20 protein-coding genes and 2 pseudogenes are annotated in these 20,401 nt (G+C 69.4%); 14 read left to right on the top strand and 8 right to left on the bottom strand.

Translation table 11 applies throughout. From position 1 onward, the window contains the following. Positions 1 to 866 precede the first annotated feature (866 nt). The 3 genes and pseudogenes from ABZ478_RS21270 to ABZ478_RS21260 all read left to right on the top strand — a co-directional run bounded on the left by ABZ478_RS21270 (position 867) and on the right by ABZ478_RS21260 (position 4,533). Positions 867 to 1,271 carry a DUF4760 domain-containing protein gene (locus ABZ478_RS21270; RefSeq protein WP_359551666.1) on the top strand — a complete coding sequence of 135 codons (405 nt, stop codon included), beginning with the start codon at positions 867 to 869 and terminating at the stop codon, positions 1,269 to 1,271. 1,675 nt (positions 1,272 to 2,946) lie between these two features. Next, positions 2,947 to 3,114 (top strand): annotated as a pseudogene (locus tag ABZ478_RS21265) (transposase family protein); the annotation flags it as partial. Positions 3,115 to 3,384: 270 nt separating this feature from the next. Then, the gene (locus ABZ478_RS21260; protein ID WP_359551664.1) at positions 3,385 to 4,533 is read left to right on the top strand and encodes a hypothetical protein; all 1,149 of its coding nucleotides are present in this window, start codon (positions 3,385 to 3,387) and stop codon (positions 4,531 to 4,533) included. Between the two features lie 145 nt (positions 4,534 to 4,678). On the opposite strand, the gene ABZ478_RS21255 is transcribed toward ABZ478_RS21260, so the two are convergent. Next, positions 4,679 to 5,263, bottom strand: coding sequence for a TetR family transcriptional regulator (locus ABZ478_RS21255; protein WP_359551661.1), 585 nt, complete (start codon positions 5,261 to 5,263; stop codon positions 4,679 to 4,681). A 118-nt stretch (positions 5,264 to 5,381) separates the two neighbouring features. Between ABZ478_RS21255 and ABZ478_RS21250 the strand changes: the two genes are divergently transcribed. Together ABZ478_RS21250 and ABZ478_RS21245 are read left to right on the top strand one after the other, a co-directional pair. Further along, entirely contained in the window at positions 5,382 to 6,230 is an 849-nt protein-coding gene (locus tag ABZ478_RS21250; RefSeq protein WP_359551658.1) for a class I SAM-dependent methyltransferase, read from the top strand. 100 nt (positions 6,231 to 6,330) lie between these two features. Then, positions 6,331 to 6,543, top strand: coding sequence for a hypothetical protein (locus ABZ478_RS21245; RefSeq protein WP_359551655.1), 213 nt, complete (start codon positions 6,331 to 6,333; stop codon positions 6,541 to 6,543). Here the strand turns inward: ABZ478_RS21245 and ABZ478_RS21240 are convergent. Both ABZ478_RS21240 and ABZ478_RS21235 read right to left on the bottom strand, forming a co-directional pair. Further along, positions 6,527 to 7,741, bottom strand: a complete 1,215-nt coding sequence (locus ABZ478_RS21240) for a hypothetical protein (RefSeq protein ID WP_359551652.1) — start codon at positions 7,739 to 7,741, stop codon at positions 6,527 to 6,529. The genes ABZ478_RS21245 and ABZ478_RS21240 overlap by 17 nt on opposite strands. Positions 7,742 to 8,150: 409 nt before the next feature. After that, positions 8,151 to 8,684: a 2'-5' RNA ligase family protein gene (locus ABZ478_RS21235; protein WP_358938601.1), complete on the bottom strand. Its 534-nt coding sequence runs from the start codon at positions 8,682 to 8,684 to the stop codon at positions 8,151 to 8,153. Between the two features lie 66 nt (positions 8,685 to 8,750). Between ABZ478_RS21235 and ABZ478_RS21230 the strand changes: the two are divergent. Beyond that, a pseudogene (locus tag ABZ478_RS21230) lies at positions 8,751 to 9,170 on the top strand (abortive phage infection protein); the annotation flags it as partial. A gap of 16 nt (positions 9,171 to 9,186) precedes the next feature. On the opposite strand, the gene ABZ478_RS21225 reads toward ABZ478_RS21230, so the two are convergent. Continuing rightward, a complete protein-coding gene (locus ABZ478_RS21225) occupies positions 9,187 to 9,717 on the bottom strand; it encodes a DinB family protein (protein ID WP_359551650.1) in 531 nt (176 codons plus the stop codon). Between the two features lie 327 nt (positions 9,718 to 10,044). Beyond that, positions 10,045 to 10,641: a TetR family transcriptional regulator gene (locus ABZ478_RS21220; protein ID WP_359551647.1), complete on the bottom strand. Its 597-nt coding sequence runs from the start codon at positions 10,639 to 10,641 to the stop codon at positions 10,045 to 10,047. Positions 10,642 to 10,727: 86 nt separating this feature from the next. Between ABZ478_RS21220 and ABZ478_RS21215 the strand changes: the two genes are divergently transcribed. From ABZ478_RS21215 to ABZ478_RS21195, 5 genes are all read left to right on the top strand, one after another. After that, entirely contained in the window at positions 10,728 to 11,582 is an 855-nt protein-coding gene (locus ABZ478_RS21215) for an NAD(P)H-binding protein (RefSeq protein WP_359551645.1), read from the top strand. Between the two features lie 220 nt (positions 11,583 to 11,802). Next, positions 11,803 to 13,089: a M48 family metallopeptidase gene (locus ABZ478_RS21210; protein ID WP_359551688.1), complete on the top strand. Its 1,287-nt coding sequence runs from the start codon at positions 11,803 to 11,805 to the stop codon at positions 13,087 to 13,089. 467 nt (positions 13,090 to 13,556) lie between these two features. Then, on the top strand, positions 13,557 to 13,919 hold the full coding sequence (locus ABZ478_RS21205) for a MarR family transcriptional regulator (protein ID WP_359551685.1): 363 nt from the start codon (positions 13,557 to 13,559) through the stop codon (positions 13,917 to 13,919). Further along, complete coding sequence (locus ABZ478_RS21200; protein ID WP_359551643.1) at positions 13,916 to 15,349, top strand: MFS transporter; 1,434 nt, start codon at positions 13,916 to 13,918, stop codon at positions 15,347 to 15,349. Before ABZ478_RS21205 ends, ABZ478_RS21200 begins: the two co-directional genes overlap by 4 nt. Positions 15,350 to 15,382: 33 nt before the next feature. After that, the gene (locus ABZ478_RS21195) at positions 15,383 to 15,676 is read left to right on the top strand and encodes a DUF1330 domain-containing protein (protein ID WP_091261879.1); all 294 of its coding nucleotides are present in this window, start codon (positions 15,383 to 15,385) and stop codon (positions 15,674 to 15,676) included. 39 nt (positions 15,677 to 15,715) lie between these two features. Here the strand turns inward: ABZ478_RS21195 and ABZ478_RS21190 are convergent, their stop codons facing one another. Continuing rightward, the gene (locus ABZ478_RS21190) at positions 15,716 to 16,195 is read right to left on the bottom strand and encodes an ATP-binding protein (RefSeq protein ID WP_359551640.1); all 480 of its coding nucleotides are present in this window, start codon (positions 16,193 to 16,195) and stop codon (positions 15,716 to 15,718) included. Positions 16,196 to 16,379: 184 nt separating this feature from the next. On the opposite strand from ABZ478_RS21190, the gene ABZ478_RS21185 reads away from it, so the two are divergent. From ABZ478_RS21185 to ABZ478_RS21175, 3 genes are all read left to right on the top strand, one after another. Then, positions 16,380 to 16,739 carry an STAS domain-containing protein gene (locus tag ABZ478_RS21185; RefSeq protein ID WP_359551639.1) on the top strand — a complete coding sequence of 120 codons (360 nt, stop codon included), beginning with the start codon at positions 16,380 to 16,382 and terminating at the stop codon, positions 16,737 to 16,739. Positions 16,740 to 17,056: 317 nt separating this feature from the next. Next, positions 17,057 to 18,055: a DUF1259 domain-containing protein gene (locus ABZ478_RS21180; protein WP_359551637.1), complete on the top strand. Its 999-nt coding sequence runs from the start codon at positions 17,057 to 17,059 to the stop codon at positions 18,053 to 18,055. Then, the gene (locus ABZ478_RS21175; RefSeq protein ID WP_359551635.1) at positions 18,052 to 19,257 is read left to right on the top strand and encodes a cytochrome P450; all 1,206 of its coding nucleotides are present in this window, start codon (positions 18,052 to 18,054) and stop codon (positions 19,255 to 19,257) included. The genes ABZ478_RS21180 and ABZ478_RS21175 overlap by 4 nt, the downstream gene beginning before the upstream one ends. A 14-nt stretch (positions 19,258 to 19,271) precedes the next feature. Here ABZ478_RS21175 and ABZ478_RS21170 read toward each other — a convergent pair whose 3' ends face one another. Further along, a complete protein-coding gene (locus ABZ478_RS21170) occupies positions 19,272 to 19,811 on the bottom strand; it encodes a GNAT family protein (RefSeq protein ID WP_359551631.1) in 540 nt (179 codons plus the stop codon). Positions 19,812 to 19,981: 170 nt separating this feature from the next. Beyond that, positions 19,982 to 20,323 carry a helix-turn-helix domain-containing protein gene (locus ABZ478_RS21165; RefSeq protein WP_359551628.1) on the bottom strand — a complete coding sequence of 114 codons (342 nt, stop codon included), beginning with the start codon at positions 20,321 to 20,323 and terminating at the stop codon, positions 19,982 to 19,984. Positions 20,324 to 20,401 lie beyond the last annotated feature (78 nt).

Raw genomic sequence — 20,401 nt, 5'->3', positions numbered from 1 at the left:
TCGCTACGAGCGCAAAGCCGAGCACTTCCTCGCCTTCACCAGCATCGCCTGCACCCTCATCTGCTACCGCAGGCTCACCAAATGAGATGGCCTCTAAAGGGAAAGAGCGCATGGTCATTGATGACGGCATACTCGTACCCGCGTAGGTCCCGTACGGCTTCTCTTAGCTCCCGCGCAGTGTCCGCCAGGTTCTCACGCACCGCCTCCGCCAGGGTCGAGCCGTAGGGGCTGCGCTTCTTTGGCCCCGCTGTGAGGTGCACCGCGTGAGCCCGGGCGTGAGCCCTCGTCAGTTGGCTCCGGGATCGCTTCGACGAGCCTGCCTGCGTGCCGCCCGAACCGGCTCACGGCCCAGTCCGACGGCTCCCCGCAGTTGCCCTCCAGCACTGACATCCAGAGCCCCCTCCCTCTGTCACCCCGTCTATCAACTGGTGACACGCGCTCAAAGCGCCAGCAAGGTGGCGATCCAGCCATGCAGCCCGGGCGCCTGGGAGCTGCGATGAAAGGGGTCGGGAGAGCGGGAGTCCAGAAGGCGCATGACGCATGAGACCTGACGTGAGTGCTGACCTGCCTGGACGTATAAGGGGAACCATTTTTGCTCCCCGGGCGCGCGGCCCTGGGCCGGCGACAGAGGGCGCTCGGTGAGGCTGCGTGTTTGCGGTAGCGGTGTCCGTGCCTGAAGTCCGTCCGAGCCGCGCATCGCCGCGTAGCGCATACGACCCCTACCCCTACAGTGCACATGCAGCTACGCTCACTTTATGAGTCTGTCGCTCGCGCTAAATCTCCTGGCAGTTCTCTTATCAGCAGCCGCATTGGCCACATCCGTTGCTGTGTCTCGGCGACAACTTCGACTTGCCCAAAATTCAAATGTGCTGCCGATCATACTGCAGCTCTTCAAAGAGACTCGCGATCCTGCCTTCTCTCGAGCAATCGAATACATAAGTCACGATTTAGCACGAGAGCATTCACCCGACAACGGGTACCGTCGATTACCTCCAGAGGCTCGCAGCCACGTCCGCCGCGTCGGTCTTTTCTACGACGACGTGGGTAAACTCGTCGCCTTCGGCGTAGTCGACGAGAGGCTGATAATCGGTTCTTACGGGACGAACATCGTATGCATGTGGGACGATCTATCCCCTTATATCTACAGGGAGCGGATACTTTCAACCAAGGCCATGCTCTTCTTCGAGGACCTCGCGGCGAGGGCCAAGGCAAGGCCCCTGCCGTCTGTGCACGCGGAGCTTGGCCTGGCCCACTGCCCGCCGTCGGAATGACGCGTCGGTTATCTACCGGACGCCTGCGGTCGCCACCTCGCCAACTGCAGCTCCGCGGCTGATTACTTGGCTCACGCTCACATCGGTTGGTCACCGGCCCTTAAGATGGCAACCTCTTCGTCCGAAGTAAATGTGGGCGAGGGCTCAGCTGGGCTGGTGCGGCTCTCACCTGTAGTGACGGCTTACAGACGTTCACTCGCTTCCGCCGCTGTTCGTCGGCCTTGTCACGCAGTAGGCACTGAGCTTTTTCAGAGTGGCCACTGATCGAGTGATGGCTGGGCCGAAGCACACGCTGGTCGTCATATGGGCAGGCTTGCTGTCGCTGTGGCCGAGGCTGCATGTGTTGGGCTTGACCGGCTGAACACCGAGGCCACCGAGGCTGATTGAGGTGGCCAGGGGTTGTCAGTGGCTGGTGCCAGGATCACCGGCATGGTTCTCGTACGCACTACTCCGCTGCGGCCCGTGGACGTGGCCGCGGTCTTTCCCGAGCTGGCGCCGTTGGCGCGTCCGGCGATTCGGCTGCACCCCCGCCCGGGGTCGTCTTCGGTCGGGGAGAGCTCGATCGGGGGGCCGTTGCTGTGGCCGGCGGAGGAGCCGTGGCCGCACTGCGAAGCCTCGCACCTGCACGTGGACAGCGGGTTCCGCCAGTCGCCAGCCGACGTGCGGCTCATGAGACGCATTCAGGCCCGGCGGCACCGCGATCACAATGGCCGTGGCGGGATGACGCCTGAGGAGGAGGCAATCAAGGAACGGAACGCCGCGAGGCTCGTGGAGCGACTCGCCGCCGGCCCTCCGCCCGCGGACTGCCGGTCCCCATGCTGCCCGTGGCCCAGCTGTATCTGCGCGACATACCCCTGCTGCAGCCGCCCGGACAGGCCGATCTGCTCCAGGTCCTGTGGTGCCCCTACGACCACGATCCACATCACAAGCCGGCGACCGCACTGTTCTGGCGGTCCGCCGCCGAGGTAGGCGACATCCTCGCCACCCCGCCCGAACCGTACGAGGTGAACGATGACGGCTATCTGCCGGAGCCGTGCGTGCTGGCACCGAAAGCGATCACCGAGTACCCCAACAGCTTCGACCTGAGCCCGCAGACGCTGCTGACGGTGGAGGACTGGGGCAGATGGCAGGCGGCCGGCGCCGACGTGGGCAGCTCCGAGCACGCGGACTGTCCGCGGCACTTCTATGACGTTCACCTGGCAGACGCGCCCGGATGGAAGGTTGGCGGCTGGCCTCCGTGGGGCCGAACCAACCCCAACCCCCGATACTGCACTGTCTGTGATGTGCAGATGGTCCCGCTGCTGACCATCGCCTCCTATGAATGGGACGGCGGAGAGGGACACAGAGCTGGGCACCCTACGAAGAACAGGCCGCCCCAACGCAACCGGTCATTGCTGTGGCCAGCGCCCCTCGCAGCCGACCAAGGTCGAAGTCGGCAGCACCGACAACATGCAGATCTACGTCTGCCCGACCTCTCCCGAGCATCCGCACACCGACCTGATCCAATGAGCTGGCGAGCCTGTCACGCACCCTCCGCAGTCGGTGGCAGAAGTGCCGCCGAACCAGGGTGTGTGACAAGCCGTTTACCTCGCGGCGGCGGGAGCCGAAACGCACGAGGCTTCTGTGCCGTTGGGTGAGGTGTTCGAAGTCCCAACCCGTCGGCACAGAAGCCTCGTTGGTTCCCCATCCTGCAGCACTCGATCTGCCGCACGCGCTGGTCGAGTGGGTCACCATGCTCATCGTCACCCGTGAGGGTGGCCGCCGCTGCAAGCTCCCACCGCACCAGCGCGCGCTGGTCGCCTTGGTGTACCTGCGCAAGCACGACACGCTCGCGCAGATCGCCGCCGGAGCCCTGAAACGCCGAGGCACCAGTCCGGGAGGAAACCCCTCTTGAGCTGCCCTTCTGTCTGTGCTTCCGGCGAGAAAGTCAAACCTGCGAGACCCGCTTGAGGAGCTCGGTCAACGGGCAGCAGGGGCGCCCGGGGCTCTCGCCGGCCGCTTGTTCGTCGGCTTCACGCTGTCGGCACACCATGCCACACTGCGAATGTCCGCTCGTGCGCCCGCGGTTGCTCCGGGCACACGCGGTCGCGAGCACATAGGGATGGAGTAGCAAATGCCCGATCAGCCGGTATTCGTCCTGGGAAACGATCTCCAAGCCCTGGAACCGGCCGTGTTCGAGTCCGAGGAGGAGTTCCAGGACCTTCTCGCGCGCCATCCGCGAGTGTTGGATTTCGGATCGCTGGCCAACGGGCAACCCTTGCGGCTGGTACTGGTGGCGCGAGAGATGGGTGTTCCGACGAGTGCGGAGAGCGGTCCGGCCTACTGGCTGGACCATCTTTTCGTCGACGCCGACGGGGTGCCGACGCTGGTGGAGGTCAAGCGGGCCAGCGACACGCGGATCCGGCGCGAGGTGGTGGGCCAGATGCTGGACTATGCGGCCAATGGCGCACGTTACTGGCCTGGAGCGCTGCTTCAGCGCTCCTTCGAGGAGACCTGCGCCGCGGACGGCCGATCGCTGGAGCAGGCGTATGCGGAACTGCTCGGCGACCGTTCCGCGGAAGAGTTCTGGTCGATGGTCGAGGAGCGGCTGGCCGCCGGGCAGATGCGGCTGCTGTTCGTCGCCGACAAGATCCCGTTGGCGCTGAGGGCGATCGTCGAGTTCCTGAACCGGCAGATGCGCCAGACCGATGTGTACGCGGTCGAACTGACCCAGTACCGGGGTGGTGAGGAGCTCCGAGTCCTCGTTCCACGGATCCACGGGGAGGTCGCCACAGCAGCAAAATCCCCTTCTGGTCGCGGTACCACGCAGCGGACTACGCGTGCGGACATGGAAACGGTGATCCGGACTCGCCTCGCCCTGGAAACGAGGCAGGTCGCGATCGCACTTCTCGATCACGCGGCAGCCAAGGGACGGCTGGCGGGCGGGACGGCCAAGTATCCGAGCATGTCCGTCTACTATCCGGTGGCCGGCCGGCAGGTGCCGATGTGGACGCTGTCCCTGTGCGACAACCCGGCAAGGGAGGAACTCGCCTTCAGTCTTGGATCGGTTACCCACCACCTCGGCCGCGACCGTGCGGCGGCGTTCGCGGCGTCCCTGCCCACCGTTCCCGAGCTGGGTATGGGGCTGGAGGCACAGCGAGAGAAGGGCTACGGGGGCTGGGCGTCGGTCTCCTTGTCCGCCTTGGCAGCCGGACCCGGCACGACCGAGAGAATTCTGGCCGCGATCGAGCAGCTCATGGACGGCCGGGAAGCCTCCGACTGACCTGCGAGACAGCACTCTCGACCCGCAGCAGGAGCCCGCCGAGCAGCACTGCCCGCCGGGACGGTACTACCGGGGCGTGGAGGCCGGCTACGACGAATCCCGTGCACCTATGCACCTGACAAATACCGGCGGCAGAGGGCCTTGGTCAGGAGAGGCCTGTCAGGGCTTGGACCAGCCGTTCCACCTTGTCCTGCGGGTACGGCGCGCCGGGGCGGCCCGTCATCAGCAGATGGTGCAATGTACCCACCAGCGCCAGCGCCGCCGACCCGGCGTCCAGACCCTCCGCTACGCGCCCCTGGTGCCGTTCGGCGCCGAGGTAGGTCTCGATAGACGCCTGAACGGCGTCGAAGCCGGGCGCGCCGGCAGCCCAGGCCTCACGTACGCGCAGGGCCGCTGCCGGCCGGGTGACCGCCAGCCCGACGACTCCGGGGTCCAGACTCAGCACCGCCGAAGCCAGGCTCACCAGGTTACCGGTGACGGAGCCGCTGCCGGCCTGTTCGGGAAGGCGGGCGGCGAGCGCGGCGGTGCGGGCGAAGCGGTCCAGGACCAGTTCGGCGACGAACTCGTCCAGCCCCGCGAAGTGCGTGTGCAGCACCCCCTTGGCACACCCGGCTTCGGTCGTGACCGCCCGGCTGGTCAGGGCAGCGGCCCCGTCTCTGGCCAGGACCCGCTCGGCCGCCTCGAAGAGCCGCTCGCGCAGATCGGGGATGGCCACTCCGCGTGGTGACAACAAGTCCTCCCGGACGAAGGCATCGCAGGTATGGGCATCCGCCCATACTGTTTGGGCATGCGCCCATTCTAGGGGCGGGCCATCGCTTGGCGACACCCGTCCACGGGAGGTTCCATCCATGCACCCCATCGCCAACACCGCACAGGAGCAGGCCTGGAACGGCTACGAGGGCACCCACTGGGCAGCCCACCAGGACCGCTGGGACGCCGTGAACGCGGGCTTCGACCAGCCCCTGCTCGACGCCGCGGCCATCGCGCCCGGCGACCACGTTCTCGACATCGGCTGCGGCGCGGGAGCCAGCACGCGGCTCGCCGCTCGCGCCGCCGCCCCGCACGGCAGCGCCCTGGGTCTGGACCTCTCCGGCCCCATGCTCCAGCGCGCCCGAGCCGGCGCCGGGGACGCAGGCCTCGGCAACGTCCGCTTCGAACAGGGCGACGCCCAGGTCCACCCACTCCCCCGCGGCACCTTCGACGTCGCCATCAGCCGCTTCGGCATCATGTTCTTCAGCGGCCCCGCCGCCGCCTTCGCCAACATCGTCGCCGCATTGCGCCCGGGCGGCCGCGCCGCCCTGCTGTGCGCCGCCGAACCCGAGGGCAACGAGTGGCTGACCGCCCTGGCCACCCTCGAGGACCTGCTGCCGCTGGGCGGCTTCGGCAAGCCCGGCCCCGGCATGTTCTCCCTGTCCGCGCCCGGCGCGGCAGCCGCGCTGTTGAGCCAGGCGGGGGTGCGGAACGTACGTGCCGAACACGTCGTGGCCTACGGCGCCTGGGGACACGACGCGGCAGAGGCGGCCGGCTTTCTCCTCAACTCCGGGCCTGGTCGCCACCTGCTCACGCGGACCGCACCCGGCACCGCCGCCCGCGCCCTGGCCCACCTGACCGACGCCCTCCGCCCCCATGAAGGGGACACCGGCCTGCGACTGCGCAGCACCGGCCGGCTGATCACCGCCACCACCCCCGACGCCTGACCTTGCAGGCGCCCCCGAGTGCCGACTGCCGACTGCCGACTGCCGACACCGCCGACCATGGCCAGGCGGAGGCCTTGCTCAACGGGCCGGCCGCACTGCGGTGTCGCTTGAGGGCCGTCCCTGGCTCCGCGGCCGGCTCGTGGTGCGCGAGCCCAGGTCGCGGCCGGGACCGTGCGACGGTCAGCGGGCCGGCGCGACGGAGCTGATCGTCACCGACGAGCCCGCCAGCGCGCTGGACGCGTCGGTGCGCGCCCAGACTCTCAAGCCGGGTGCGCAGATCGACCAGCATTGCCTGGTCATCGCCGGTCCTTGATGTCCCAGAGGGATCGTTCGACCGGGCCCGTCTGGACGTCGCGAATGCCGTACCGGAATTGCGTCTCCGTGGAAGATGCGTTCCCGTGGGGTGAAGTGACGGCTTCCATTATGTCCGCACCGTGCGTGCCGAAGCGCCAGTAGACGCACAGAGTCCGGCGATCTCTTGTGTGCTCGTCGATCGCATTACTCTCATGTATCGTCCCCCGGAATACGAGCGAGTCCCATTCCTTTTTCTTTTCCTTTTCGTTACTTACCCAACCAGGCGTGTTGGTGCCACGCTGCCAGGAGTAGCCCGCGAAATTCAGGTCCTTCACGGACATCCGGTCCTTGCGTGCGAGGCTCGCGCTGGCGTAGAAGGTCACCTGGTCGTACGGCGTGTTCATGGGCAGTTGCAGCACCATGCGGGCGGAGAAGCTGCCGCCGGCGTCGATCCACCGGCCGTAGGGCATCCATGGTTGCGCCTCCACCAATTGGCCGGGCTGGTGAATCTCGCGACGGGAGAGCGGATTGGCACCTTCGAAATACGGCCACTGCACGGAATCGTCGCGCCACTGCTGGCGAAGCCGGTCCTTCGTACTCAGCGGCACCCGTTGCGCCATGGCGTGGAATATGTCGCCGAGTACATAGAAGGCCACTTCGCTGTGGTTCTCCATCGTGATGTTGACCGGTACGGAGAACGCCTTGCCGTCCCTGCTCTTCACCGGAGGCCCTGTGATCAGCTTGATGACAGGATCCGCCTCACGCTGGGACGGCATGTACAGACTCTGGTAGCCGAAATTACCCACCGCGATCATGGAGGTGACGATCAGCGTGGCGGCCACCCGCTTAGGAGCCGGGATGACGACCGACGTCCGCCACACCGCGAAGACAGCCCCCACCGATCCCGCCGTGAGGGCGCAGAACACCGCGAGGTAGACCGTGGAATCACCGTCCTTCAGAATCCCGACCAGGAGCAGGACGTTGCTCAACAGGGCCACGACCGCACCGACCAGCGCCACCGCCCCGGAGTAGGGGAAACAGCGCCAGATCCAGTGGTCCACGACGGCGGCAGCACCCAGGAACGTGATGATGGCGGCAACGATGAGCGCCGCGCCGGTCACACGGCCGGGGAAGTTCAGCGCGGACTCGAGGTCCGCGACGCCGAAGCAGCCCAGCACCGTGGTCGTCAGCAGGAGGACCAGCAGGCTCAACGCCATGCAGACTGGCGACCTCTTGTGTCTCGCCAGCGTCCGATGCGCCCGCTGACGCGAGTTGTTGGCAGCGTTGGCGGGAATCCTCACGTCATCACCTCCTGAGGTGAGCTTGCGGCCGGCGTAACCGTGGCCGCCCGGTGGTGAGCGGCGAATGCCGTCGGAATGCGCTGGGTGGCACCCTTGAGGCCGGTCTCATGCGGTCCTCCAGCGTGCGGCGGCGCGGCTGGGCCACAGTGGCTCGGCATCCCGGGTTCGGGCTCCGTGCTTGGGCGGGGGCGCCCGGGAAGTCCCGGTTCACGCTACGAGCGCGCCGTCAGTCCGGCATCACCCTGGCGTCATCCAGTGGGAGGACCGCGCCCCCTGGAGGCCGCCACTTCGGAGTGCGCCGGCCAGTCTCCGGCAGGGCGACGGATCACGGGCGGGGCTCCAGCACCTCCAGCGCGCCGGTCTCGGTGTCGTAGCTGCGCAGGGTGATGAGCCGGACCGACAGGGGCGGCGCCGGCAGCAGTTCGGGGACCCGTCGGCCGGTGAAAGCACCAGCCCGGCGCGTACGGCCGAGGGTGATGTGCGGGCTCCAGCGCCCGGGCTCGTGGAAGGGGTTGAGGGTCTCGGGCGGGCTGTCCGAGGCCACCGCCTCCCACACCCGGCGGTGCAGGCCGGCCAGCGTGGAGTCGAGGTCCAGCGCCCAGGCCAGCACCGAGGTCGGCCGCTCGAAGCGGACCACACCGGTGAACCGCACCGGCAGCGGCAGAGCGGCGGCCACCTCGGCCAGCTCCCAGCGGATCGGGGCGGTCAACTCCGGGCAGGCGGCCAGGGTGAGGTGCGGGCTGTTGGTCGGTGAGCGGTGGCGCGCCTGACTGGGCAGCCCCGCGTCCGCGAGCCGCCGCCAGGCCTCCCGAACCGCCAGCTCCGCCGCCTCATCCAACAGAAGCTCGACCGTGCGCACCGCCGAAGGCTACCCGCGATCACCGGCCGTTCCGCCGAGACCTCGGCACGTGCGACTTTCGCCGGCGGCAAGCCGTTGGCCATCACCGAGTTCGGCACCTGCGCCTACGTCGGTGCGCCCGAGACCGCCGGCATGGGCTGGGACGTGGTCGACCACGACAAGCGTCCCAGGACATCAAGGGCCACCTGGTCCGCAGCGAGCGCACCCAGGCCGCGTACCTCATGCAACTCCTCGTCGTCTTCTCGTCGTTGGGCCTGTACGCGGCGATGGCGTTCGAGTTCGTGACTCCCGACGCCCCGCACCGCCCCGGCGATCCGTCGCACGACCTGGACATGGCCAGCTACTCGATCACCAGGACAGTCCAGGACCGCCCGTTCGACCCCGGCCTCCGGCTGGCACCGGGAGCCGAAGGAAGCTTTCCACGCCCCGGCCCGCCGTTACGCACGCGAGCAGCGGCACGGTGCACGGGACGCGGGCCCCGGCTAGCACCCGCTCACCGCGACTACAGCCCGTCGATGACGAGGTAGCCGTCGATGCGCCGGACACTGTCGCAGTCGGGATCCGGCGGCAGTACGTGGCCGAGATCGTTGCCGCGCACCTCGCTGATCCACTGGTCGTGCTGGTACTCGTGGTTGATGAGCGCCGTGAGCAGGTGAGTGGCGACGATCGTGAGTTGCGTCGGGGCTCCGACCCGGCCGGCGGCGATGTCACCCATGCGGGCATGCACGCGTTCGGCGACCGTGGTGCGGAAGTCGGTGAGCCGCTGGATGGTGGGCAGGGCTCCACGGAACCGCTCGGGGTTGGCCGAGTCCATCAGTCCGTCCAGTTCCGGGTCCGGACTGGGCTCGGCCGCGATGAGGTTGCGGACCATGAAGTGCGCGACATGGGCCTGGTGCCCGAGGTGCCAGCCGATGGCGCTGGAGTTCTCGTTCGGGCGCCAGGTCACCTCGTCCGGCGTGAGGTCCCGCCACAGCTCGTCGGTGTAGGCGCGAGCGCGGTCGTACTCGCGCAGCAGGGCATCCATCTCGTGCATGGGGTCGCCTCGTCTGTGTTGAAGGGTGCCGTGGTCACGGAGCCGGGGCGGTCGAGCGGGGAGGCGGCGCGGCCTGAACGACTGACGCCGCCCGGCGAACAGGGCGGCGGGGCTCGTACACGGAAGTCTCCCCCACTGACAGGCGACGCGCACGGCTGAGGGGCGCGCGCCGGGCTCGAAGTACCGGCGCGAGACACAGTTCACACCGGGCTGCCAGGGATACGCGACAAGGGGGTAACCGCCGACATCCGCGGAAGCGGTCCGGCCGGGCCCGTGGCCATGCGCGCATCGGGCCGCTGAGCCTTCTTCGCCCGGCAGCGTCGCCTGTCACCGCAGCTGGTCGAACGCCTGGTCGGCATCGGCCACGGCCTCGGGGTGGACGTCGTGGGCGGTCCGACCGTCGGCGATCTTCTGCCAGTTGGTCCGGGCGAGCACCCGCTGGACCGCGAGTACCTGGGCGGCTCGCAGGCGTGCCCGGATGCCTTCGCCGAGGGCGTGCGCCAGTGCCTCCTCGTCCTCGAGCTGGTACCGCGTGAGCCGTCCCGCCAGGCTCGGCGTGGTGAACACCAGCCGATGGAACGCCACCACCTCGGGATGATCGTTGAGGCCGGTGACGGGGTCGTACCGATCGAGTCCGGCCCGGAAGTGCCGGTGCAGCGCCGTCACCGACTCGACGCCGGATCCACGGTCACGCACGACGCGCGCCGCCTCGCCCTGGTGGTCCGCGAACCGGTGCAGCACCAGGTCTTCCTTGGTGGGGAAGTACCGGAAGAGGGTCGGCTTGGAGATCTCGGCCGCCGCGGCGATGTCGTTGACCGAGACACGGTCGAAGCCGCGCTCCAGGAACAGCGAGACGGCCGCGTCGCCGATGGCATCGCGCGTCCGCTCCTTTTTGCGGGCCCGCAGTCCCGTCGGCTCGCTCATATGACCACTGTAACATTCCTAACCGAGTTGCTTTTTTAACCGAGTAACGTTTTCATGGGCGCATGAATCAGATGGAGATCCCTCCCGTGCTCGTAACCGGGGCGACGGGCCGGGTCGGCCGCGTCGTCATCGACCAACTCCTCGACGCGGGCGTGCCGGTCCGCGCCCTCATCCGTCGCTCCGAGGCGGCGACGACGCTGCCGGCGGAGGTCGAGGTGCTCACCGGCGACCTCACCGTGCCCGATTCGCTCGACCCGGCGTTGAACGGCGCCGGTGCCGTCTTCCTCGTCTGGACGGCCCCTCCCCAGACCGCCGCGGCAGTCGTCGAGCGGCTGGCAGCCCACGTGCGGCGGGTCGTCTTCCTGTCCTCCCCTCACCGGACGCCGCACCCTTTCTTCCAGCAGCCCAACCCCATGGCGGTGCTGCACGCCGACATCGAGCGGCTCATCGCGGCCACCGGACTCGAGTCGACGATCATCCGGCCGGGGATGCTCGCGTCGAACGCGCTGGCCTGGTGGGCGCCCGCGATCCGGGCCGGCGACGTCGTCCGGTGGCCTTACGGCGCCGCCGAGACGGCACCGGTCGACGACCACGACGTCGCAGCCGTCGCCGCGCGGACGCTCCGTCAGGACGGATACGTCGGAGGCGACTACGTCCTCACGGGGCCCGAATCACTGACCCAAGCAGCGCAGGTGGACGTCATCGCTGACGCCCTGGGGCGCCGGATCGCGTTCGAGGAGATGACGCCGGACGAGTTCCGAAGCCTGTCGGAGGGTACGGCGCCCAGCTCGGTCGTCGACATGCTGCTCGCCGCGTGGCGCGCGGCGGTCGGACGGCCCGCGTACGTCACCACCGCGGTGGCCGACATCCTCGGGACGGCGCCCCGAACGCTTCGCCAGTGGACCGCCGACCACGCCACCGCGTTCACGGAGGGTTCGTAGGAAGGCGGCGGTCTCCAGCGGGACGGCGACCGGCCACCGTCGGCTCCGCCCCGCGTCCCGCCTGACCCGCCGCCCCGCCACCCCCCGACGATCGCTGCGGGATCACGGTTCGGCCCGTACGGACGAGCACGCCTTCACCGCGGCTCCGCCATGTGATCAGATCGGGCCCGTACTTGCAGGTGGCGGCTCGGGGAGGGGCCGCGGAAGAGGGGGAACCGTGATGCTCGGCATCGCCGGAGAAACGACACAACCGTGCCCGGAGTGCGGCACGGAGATCCGCGGCGACAGCCGGTTCACCGTCTGGTGCGCCGCCTGTGACTGGAACGTGGACCCCGAGGAGCCACGGCCGGACACGGGGCGGCTGGACCGAGTCGAGCGCGCCCTGGCCCGGCGACACGGCGAGCAGCTGCTCGCCGAGATGCTGAGCGGGCGGGAACCGCACCCGCGGCGCGACGCCTCGGCGGTGACGGCCACGGCGCTCGCCCTGCTCGTGCACGGCGTCACCCTCGCGCTTGCCGGCGGCGGTGTCTGGGGTGTGGTGGCGGACTGGGGCGGCGTCGGCATGGTGGCGGGTCTGGTCTCTCTGGTGCCGGCCTGGGCGCTCGCTCCGAGGGTCCGCCGCCTGCCCGACGACCGGCCTGTACTGGTCCGCGCCGCCGCGCCCGAACTCTTCGCCCTGGTGGACGAGGTGGCACGGGCGGTCGGCACCCGGAGCGTGCACGCGATCGCCGTGGACGGAAGCATCAACGCCGCTGTCATGACGTACGGTGTGCGCGGTCGGCGGCTGCTGGTGCTGGGCATGCCGCTGTGGGAGGTCCTCACGCCCGGCGAGCGGATCGCGCTGCTCGGCCACGAGCTGGCCCACTACGCCAACGGCGACACGCGCAACGGCCTGGTGGTGGGCACGGCGGGGCGGACCCTGGCCCTCTGGCACCACACCCTCCAGCCGCTCCCGCACCCGTCCGCGATCGAGATGGTGGTCAACGCCCTCTACGTGCTGCCACGCCTGCTGGTCCGGGGGCTGCTGGTGCTGCTCGTCCGGCTGACGTCACGGGCCGGGATGCGGGCCGAGTACCTCGCCGACCGGCTGGCCGCCCGCACCGCTTCCACACAGGCGGCGGTGGGCCTCATGGACCGGTTGCTCATCACCGAGCCGCTCGCCGTGCTGCTGCGCAGCGAGGCCAACCGTGCCGCCCTCGGTGGGTCGAGGTCCGCCCGGGAGGCCAAGGCCCGGGCCGACGAGCTGTGGGGGCTGCTCACCGCGTACGCGGCGTCCATCCCGGAGCACGAGTACGAACGGCAGCGGCGCGCCGGGGCCCTGCGCGGACACCAGGTCGACGCCACTCACCCGCCGACCCATCTGCGGCGCGCCTGCCTTCTCGGCGGGAAGCCCTTGGCGGCAGCCGTGGTGCCGCAGGCCAGGCGGACCGAGCGGATCGCCGCGGAACTCGCCGCGGCCCGCACCGAGGTGGCCCGACGCCTGCTGCGCGACGGCCCCGGGGCCTGAGCCGTCGCGAGCAGCCCGCGCCGCGTCCGGGGCCTCACCGGATCTCCGGAAGCGGCGGCTGCCGTTCGCCCGGTTCCGCACCGGGCGCCCGGCGGGCCAACCGCCGGGCCTCCCTGCCGGTCACACGCCGTGCGGAGTTCGACGCGGACGACGTGGCCGCTCGTACGGCTTCCACCGAGGCGGCCATTCGAGGTACTGCTGGATGCCGTGGGCGGGCGCGGCCGGTAGGGGCCGTCGGCGGGTTCTTGAAGGCTCAGCCGCTCCTCGATGCGGCAGCGCACCGCGACGTCACCGGCTCCCAGTGATCGAGGCCGCCCGCGCCAGTCCGCAATTTTCATAAACTATAAATATAAAAACGCTATGCTTTGAGCATGAGTCGTCAAGACACCGCTCCTGGCGCGTCCGCCGCCGTCGGGGCAGCCCTCTACGCTCTGGCCACCAGGGCCGCGAGACGCTTGCCCCGGGACATGAGCCTGACGTCCGCCGCCACCCTGGCCACCCTGGACCGGACCGGCCCGCGGCGCATCACCGATCTGGCCGCGGTCGAGGGCGTCACCCAGCCCGCGATGACCGTCCTGGTCCGGGTGATGGAGGAGGCCGGCCTGGTCGAGCGGCGGGGCGACGCGTCCGACAAGCGGGTCACGCTGGTGTGCCTGACCGAGGCCGGCGCCTCCTATGTCCGGACGCGGCGCCAGGAGGGCGTCCACGCGTTCGAGCGGTTGATCGGCGAGCTCACCGGCGACGAGGTCGAGGCGCTGATGGCGGCCCTTCCGGCGCTGCAGCATCTGGCAGAGCTCGAAAGCCAGGACCGCGAAGGGCCGAAGCAGTGACCGGGCAGCCGGTCGGCGGGGTCACGGGGAAGGCGTTCCCGGTGGCGAGTTCCGAGGCGCGGCTGCTCGTCCCCGCCCTGATGTTCATCGCTCTGGTCGTGGCGGCGGTCGCCAGCCTCGGGACGCCGCTCATCACCAGCGTGGCGACCTCGTTCCACGTCTCGCTCGGCAGCGCGCAGTGGACGCTGACCGTCGCGCTGCTCAGCGGCGCCGTCGCCACGCCGGTCCTGGGCCGGCTCGGAGCCGGCCCGCACCGGCGGGCCACGATCCTCGCCACGCTGGCGGTCGTCGTCGCCGGCAGCGCGCTCACCGTGCTGCCGCTGCCGTTCGCGTGGCTGCTGGCCGGCAGGGCGGCCCAGGGCGTCGGGCTCGGGCTGACGGCGCTGATGATGGGCGTGGCCCGGGACCACCTCCCCGAGGAGTGCAGCGCGGCCGTGATCGCCCTGATCTCGGTGGTCTCGATCATCGGGGCCGGCGTCGGCTACCCGCTGGCCGCACTGCTCGCCGAGCTCGGCGGGGTACGGGCCGCCTACGGCCTCGGCCTGGTCGTCACCGCCGCCGCCCTCCTGACCGCGTGGCGCTCCATGCCCGAAGCCCCTGAAGGCCGCTCCGCCCACGTCGGCGTGACAGGCGCGGTCGTCCTGGCCGCTGCCCTGCTCCTGGTGCTGTTCCTCGCCGGCGAACGGAATCTGTGGAGCCGGCACCTCGCCGTGGCGGCGGGCCTCGCCGTCGTCGGGGTGGTGCTGCTCTGTGTCTGGGCCGTCATCGAGCTGCGCAGCACGACGCCCCTGATCGATGTGCGGGCGGTCCGGCACCCGGCGGTGGCCGGGGCGAACCTCGCCATGTTCGTCGGGGGGATCGGCATGTACCTCCTGCTCACGCTCATCACCCGGTACGCGCAGACGCCGCACGGCGCCGGCTACGGCTTCGGGCTGACGACCTTCGTCGCCGGTCTGGTCCTCATGCCCTTCTCGGTGCTGGGGTTCGTCGCCGGCAAGCTCACGCCGCGGGTCCGGACGCGGATCGCCGACCCCCTGCTCCTGGCCGGCAGCGCCGTCGTCATCGGCGGCGGGTTCGTCCTCTTCGCCGCGGCCCGGTCGAACCTGGCCGAACTGTTCGCGGCGATGGGCGTGCTCGGCTTCGGCGTCGGCGGCTTCTCGGCCGCCATGCCCGGCGTCATCCTGGCCGTCACCCCCAAGAGCGAGACGTCGAGCGCCATGAGCTTCAACTACGTCGTCCGCAGCGTCGGGTACTCCCTGGGCAGCGCCATCGGCGGCCTGATCCTCGCCGCGGGCACCGGCCCCGGCCACCTCTTCCCCGACGACAGCGCCTACACCACCGCGGCGCTGGTCGGCATCGGCGCCATGGCGATCACGACGCTGACAAGCCTCGCTCTCGCCCGCCGACGCTCGTCCGGGACCAACCCATAAGTCAGATGCACTCATCCCAACACTGGAGGTTCCATGCCCAAGGGCTACTGGGTCAGCGTCTACCGCACCATTTCGGACCCTGAGAAGCTGGCTGCCTACAACAAGCTGGCCGGTCCGGCCGTCAAGGCCGGGGGCGGTCGGACGCTCGTCCGTGGCGGTCGGGTCGTGGCGCATGACGCCGGAATCGCCGAGCGCACCGTCCTGGTCGAGTTCGACAGCTTCGAGCAGGCCGTCGCGGCGCACGAGAGCGCGGCCTACCAGGAGGCGCTGGTCGCCCTCTCCGACGGCGTCGAGCGCGACTTCCGCATCGTCGAAGGCATCGACTGACCGAGGTGGCATGCGCAGCGGTGCCGTCCTGGCCAGCGCCTAGCGACGGTCCGTGGAGCCGGTGCCGGAGGCGTCGTCCGTGAGGGGCAGACGGGCGGTGACGCGCTTACCGACCGGCTCCCGTACGGCTTCGACGCTCCGGCAGACGGCGATCACGATCTCCAGGCCGTGCTGCCCGACCCGGCGGACGTCAGCGACCCGGGCCACCGGCAGGCCCGGGTCGGAGTCCCACACCTGCACCTCCACCAGATCACCGGCGATGCGCAGGTCCAGCAGGATCGGGCCTGCGGCGTACTTGCGGGCGTTGGTGACGAGTTCGCTCACCACCAGCTGTGTCAGCTCCAGGGCACGCTGGGAGACGGGAACGCGGTGCTCGCTCCGCGCCAGGGACAGGAAGTCCGCGGCCAGGTGGCGGGCCTCGGCGATGCAGCCGCCCTGTCCGTCCAGGGCCGCCGCGGCACGTAGGTGGCCGTCGCCGTGGGGCACCATTCTGCCCTCACCCGACAAAGCCTGTTTCATCCGGTTCGCCTCCACCACCTCACATTTCCCGACACTCGTACCCGTGATCGGCTCGCGCACACGCATCAGCCAATCAGTGTCTGTTGGCTGGACCACACAGGGGCGTTGCCTCATACGATGCCGGGCACTGATCCAGTCAAAAAGCCGGCTCGTACCGGATATCGAGAACATCGAGGAAGCTGCAGTGGACGACAACGCGCACGGGCCCGCACCGCTGACGGTGGTATCCACCGCCGCCGACGGCATCACCGTCGTGACCGTGACAGGCGAGATCGACCACGCCAGCGCCGGCCCTCTTGTCAACGCCCTGGATGTCAGCGGTCTCGCCGACCGGCCCCGCGTGGTCCTCGACATGCGGCAAGTGACCTTCATGGACTCCAGCGGCATCAACGTCCTCCTCACCGCCCACCGCGCCCTCTCTCAGACAGCCGGCTGGCTGCGGCTGGCCGGCATCCCCGACTCCGTGCTGCGCACCCTGCAGATCGTGGGGGTCGACACTGTCATCCCCTGCCACACCACCCTTCACGAGGCCCTCACGGCCTGACGACTCCGCGCGGCCCGGCACCGTGGTCGACCCGCAAGGGTCATCACGGTGCCACCTCTCGGGAGCGAGCGGGACGTGGGCGGCGATGGCCGCTCCGTCGGCGGCGTCGCTGTCCAGGCCGGCGTATCCGGACAGGGACAGCTCGATGATCCGGTCCGGGCCGTCCGGGCTGTCCGGGCCGCCCGGGTCAGGGCCACGATCGGGCGGCCGAGTGTCGCGCTTCTTGCTCGTGGATTAGTCCACCTGCGGGACGTGGCTGCGTCGATCACCGCCCAACGCGGATCGCGATGATTCGATCAAGCCAGGAGGCATATGCCATGGCTGACAAGCGACAGCACGACTCACGATCCCCACTCACGACTTCCCGGCGCCGGGTGCTGGCCGCGGCCGCCCTCGCGCCCGCGCTCAGCGCCGCGCCGGCCCGGGCCGGCACCATGTCCGCCCAGCGGGACCACGCCCTGGTCGAGCCGGTGATGACCAAGCTGGCGGACTGGGCGGACGTGGGCACGGCGTTCGGCCGAGCCGGTGACATGAAGCGATTCATGTACCACACGGCCTTTCCGCGCCGGGACCTCAAGGTCTTCTCCCACGGCGTTCACATCGATCCCGCGCTCGCCCTGGGCACACACGTGTCCTTCGTCCGGTACGCGGATGGCAGCACGCTCCTCATGGGCGACGTCGTGGTCGCCGAAAGCGAACTGCAGCGCTTCTGCGATGTCCTGCAGCAGCACGGGATCATGCAAACCGCCCTCCACAAGCACCTGCTCGCCCACAAGCCGGATGTCTGGTGGCTCCATGTGCACGCCCACGGTCACGATCCGGTGGCTGTCGCCCGGGGCCTGCGCGCGGCACTCGACCGCACCGGGACCCCGCCTGCCGAGCCCACCACGTCGTCGCCGCCCGTCGATCTGGACACCACCGCCATCGACGCGGCGATGGGCGTCAAAGGCGTCACTGACGGTGTGATCTACAAGAGCACCTTTGTCCGCCGTGAGACCGTCGCCGACGGCCATCTGGTGCTGCCTCCGGGGCTGGGGTCCACCACTTCGGTCAACTTCCAGCCACTCGGCGGCGGAAGGGCCGCTCTCAGCGGCGACCTGGTCATGATCGCCAGCGAGGTCCAGCCCGTCCTCACGACTCTGCGACGCGGTGGCATCGAACTCGTCGAGGTGCACCACCACAACCTCGAGGACCAGCCACGTCTGTTCTTCGTCCACTACTGGGCCGTCGGCAACGCGGTCAGGCTCGCCAAAGCCGTTCGCAAGGCCGTGGACACCACCAACGTCGTACCCATGCCCGGAGGAGCCGGATCATGACAGCGGACAACGAGACACTCACCTGCCCGTTCGACTTCAGCAGAGCCCTGGAGTTCGATCCCTCGCTCGGGTCCCTGATGCGACGCGGTTCCCCGGTGCGCATCCGGCTTCCTTACGGCGACGCCGACGCCTGGCTGGTCACGAGCTTCGACGCCGTCAAGCAGGTGACCACCGACCAGCGGTTCAGCAGGGCGGGCATCATCGGTCAGGACTACCCCCGGATGACACCGGAGCCCATCGTCTCGCCGGAATCGATCAACGTGATGGACCCACCGCACAGCAGTCGCGTGCGTCACCTGGCCTCGCAGGCCTTCACGCAGCAGCAGGTCGACGGCATGCGGCACCGGATCGTCCGGCTCGCGGACCGCCTGCTGGACGAGATGGAGAACCAGGGACCGCCTGCGGACGTGGTCGAGCACCTGTCCGACAAGCTCCCCCAGCATGCCGTCCTGGACCTCCTCGGTATCGAACGGGAGGAATGGCCCTGGATCCAGGATGCCGTGCACCAACTGCTCGTCGTGGGTGCGGATAACAAGGAAGCCGCCACGAAGGCCAAGGCCGATCTGGCGGACTACTTCGCCGAACTGGTCGCTCAGCGCCGGAAGTCACCCGGCTCGGACCTCATCAGCGCGATGGCCGCGGCGCAGGAAGGCGAGGAACAGCTCGACGACAGAGAACTGGCCGTCATGACCCTGACGTTGGCGCTCAGCGGCCAGGACACGGCAACCTGTCAGATCAGCAATATCGCCTATCTCCTCCTGACCCAACCCGCGCTGTTGCAGCACCTCAGGAGCCGGCCCGAGACCATGACCGACGTCCTGCACGAGATGCTCCGCTGCATCCCGTTCCGCAAGGGGGTCGGAATTCCCCGGGTGGCACTCGAGGACGTGGAACTCGACGGCGCGCACATCCGGGCAGGCGACTTCGTCCACGTGTCGTACCTGACAGCCAACCGTGACCCGGAGCGCTACCCCGACCCGCACGTCATCGACCTCGACCGTCACAGCGCTCCGCACATGACCTTCGGCTGGGGCGGACACCGATGCATCGCGATGCCTCTGGCCATGGCCGAGCTCGAAGTGGCCATCGGCCGGTTGGTGGAGAGATTCCCCGGTCTGAGGCTGGCGGTGGCGCCGGAGGAAGTGCGATGGGACACGAACACGATCAGACGGTTCCCACTTGAGCTGCCAGTGGCCTGGTAGGCGTACGGGGCTGCTCAGGTCCCTGGCTCACTGCCGGGCCGCTCCGCGCGAAGCAGGGAGAAGATCACCTGATCCTGCCACCGCCCGCCGCGCCACTGCGCGGAGCGCAGCACCCCTTCCCTGACGAAGCCCGCCTTCTCCAACGCACGCTGCTCGGCGAGGTTGGCGCAGTCCGTCCAGGCTTGGAGACGTTCGGCCCTGGTGTGGTCGAAGAGGTACGCGGCCAGCATCCGCTGGGCCCGGGTGCCTATGCCGCGGCCGCGCACGGCGGGCACCAGGCCGATCGCGAGGGTCCAGCAGGTCGAGGTGGCCGGCCGCCCCCAGGTGCTCGCGAACCACTCGACCCGGCCCACCGTCCGGCCCGCCTCCGCGACGCAGAGCACGCCGCCGTCGGCGCTGAGCAGACCGGTCTCCGCGAACCGCCGGCGCAGGCCGGCCGGTGAACCGAAGCCGAACCACTGGTACGGGCCGGCGCCCTCCGGTCCGTTGAACTCGCGCTCGAAGACGTCGAGATCGTCGGCGGTCACCGGACGCAGCGTGATCTCATCGGCCATGGAACGACTCCCGGTCCCGTCGACCACACGGTTCGGCCTCGTCCGGCCGGCGTGGGCAACGTCGCCCAACTCTTCCACACATCCACGCTCCGCAGGCTGGGTGAGGTCCGGCTGTGCATGACGGCGTCCAGGGGCCGGCGCCGAGTGAGCGTGTGCGAGGCGCGTTCCTCTCAAACTCCGGTCGACCGCTCGCGTCCCCACGCGGCCAAAGGCTGGAGCGCGTCATTGAGGCGCACGCCGTCCTCGGTCAAGGAGTACTCGACGCGGGGCGGCACCTCGTCGTAGGACACACGGCGCACGACGCCGTCCGCTTCCATTTCATGCAGGTGGGAGGCCAGCACCTTCTCGGTGATGCCCGGCAGCAGTCGGCGCAGCTCGCCGAAACGGCGCTGGGGGTGCTCATGAAGTGCCCAGAGGATCAGTACCTTCCACTTGCCACCGATCACCTCCATCGCGCTGTCGATCCCGCAGACGTGGCCATCCGGCCCGCCCGGCCGGTTCAGCGTCGTCATGCCTCACCCTTCTGAAGTGCTCGCTCACCCCAGGGTAACCACCCACTCGGAAGTGCGTACTTGATCACCTTCAGGTCC

This window comes from Streptomyces sp. NPDC005706 (genome assembly GCF_040631045.1).
Taxonomy (GTDB): domain Bacteria; phylum Actinomycetota; class Actinomycetes; order Streptomycetales; family Streptomycetaceae; genus Streptomyces.
The sequence above is the reverse complement of the archived record's forward strand: the minus strand, read 5'-3'. Positions and strand labels throughout refer to the sequence as shown.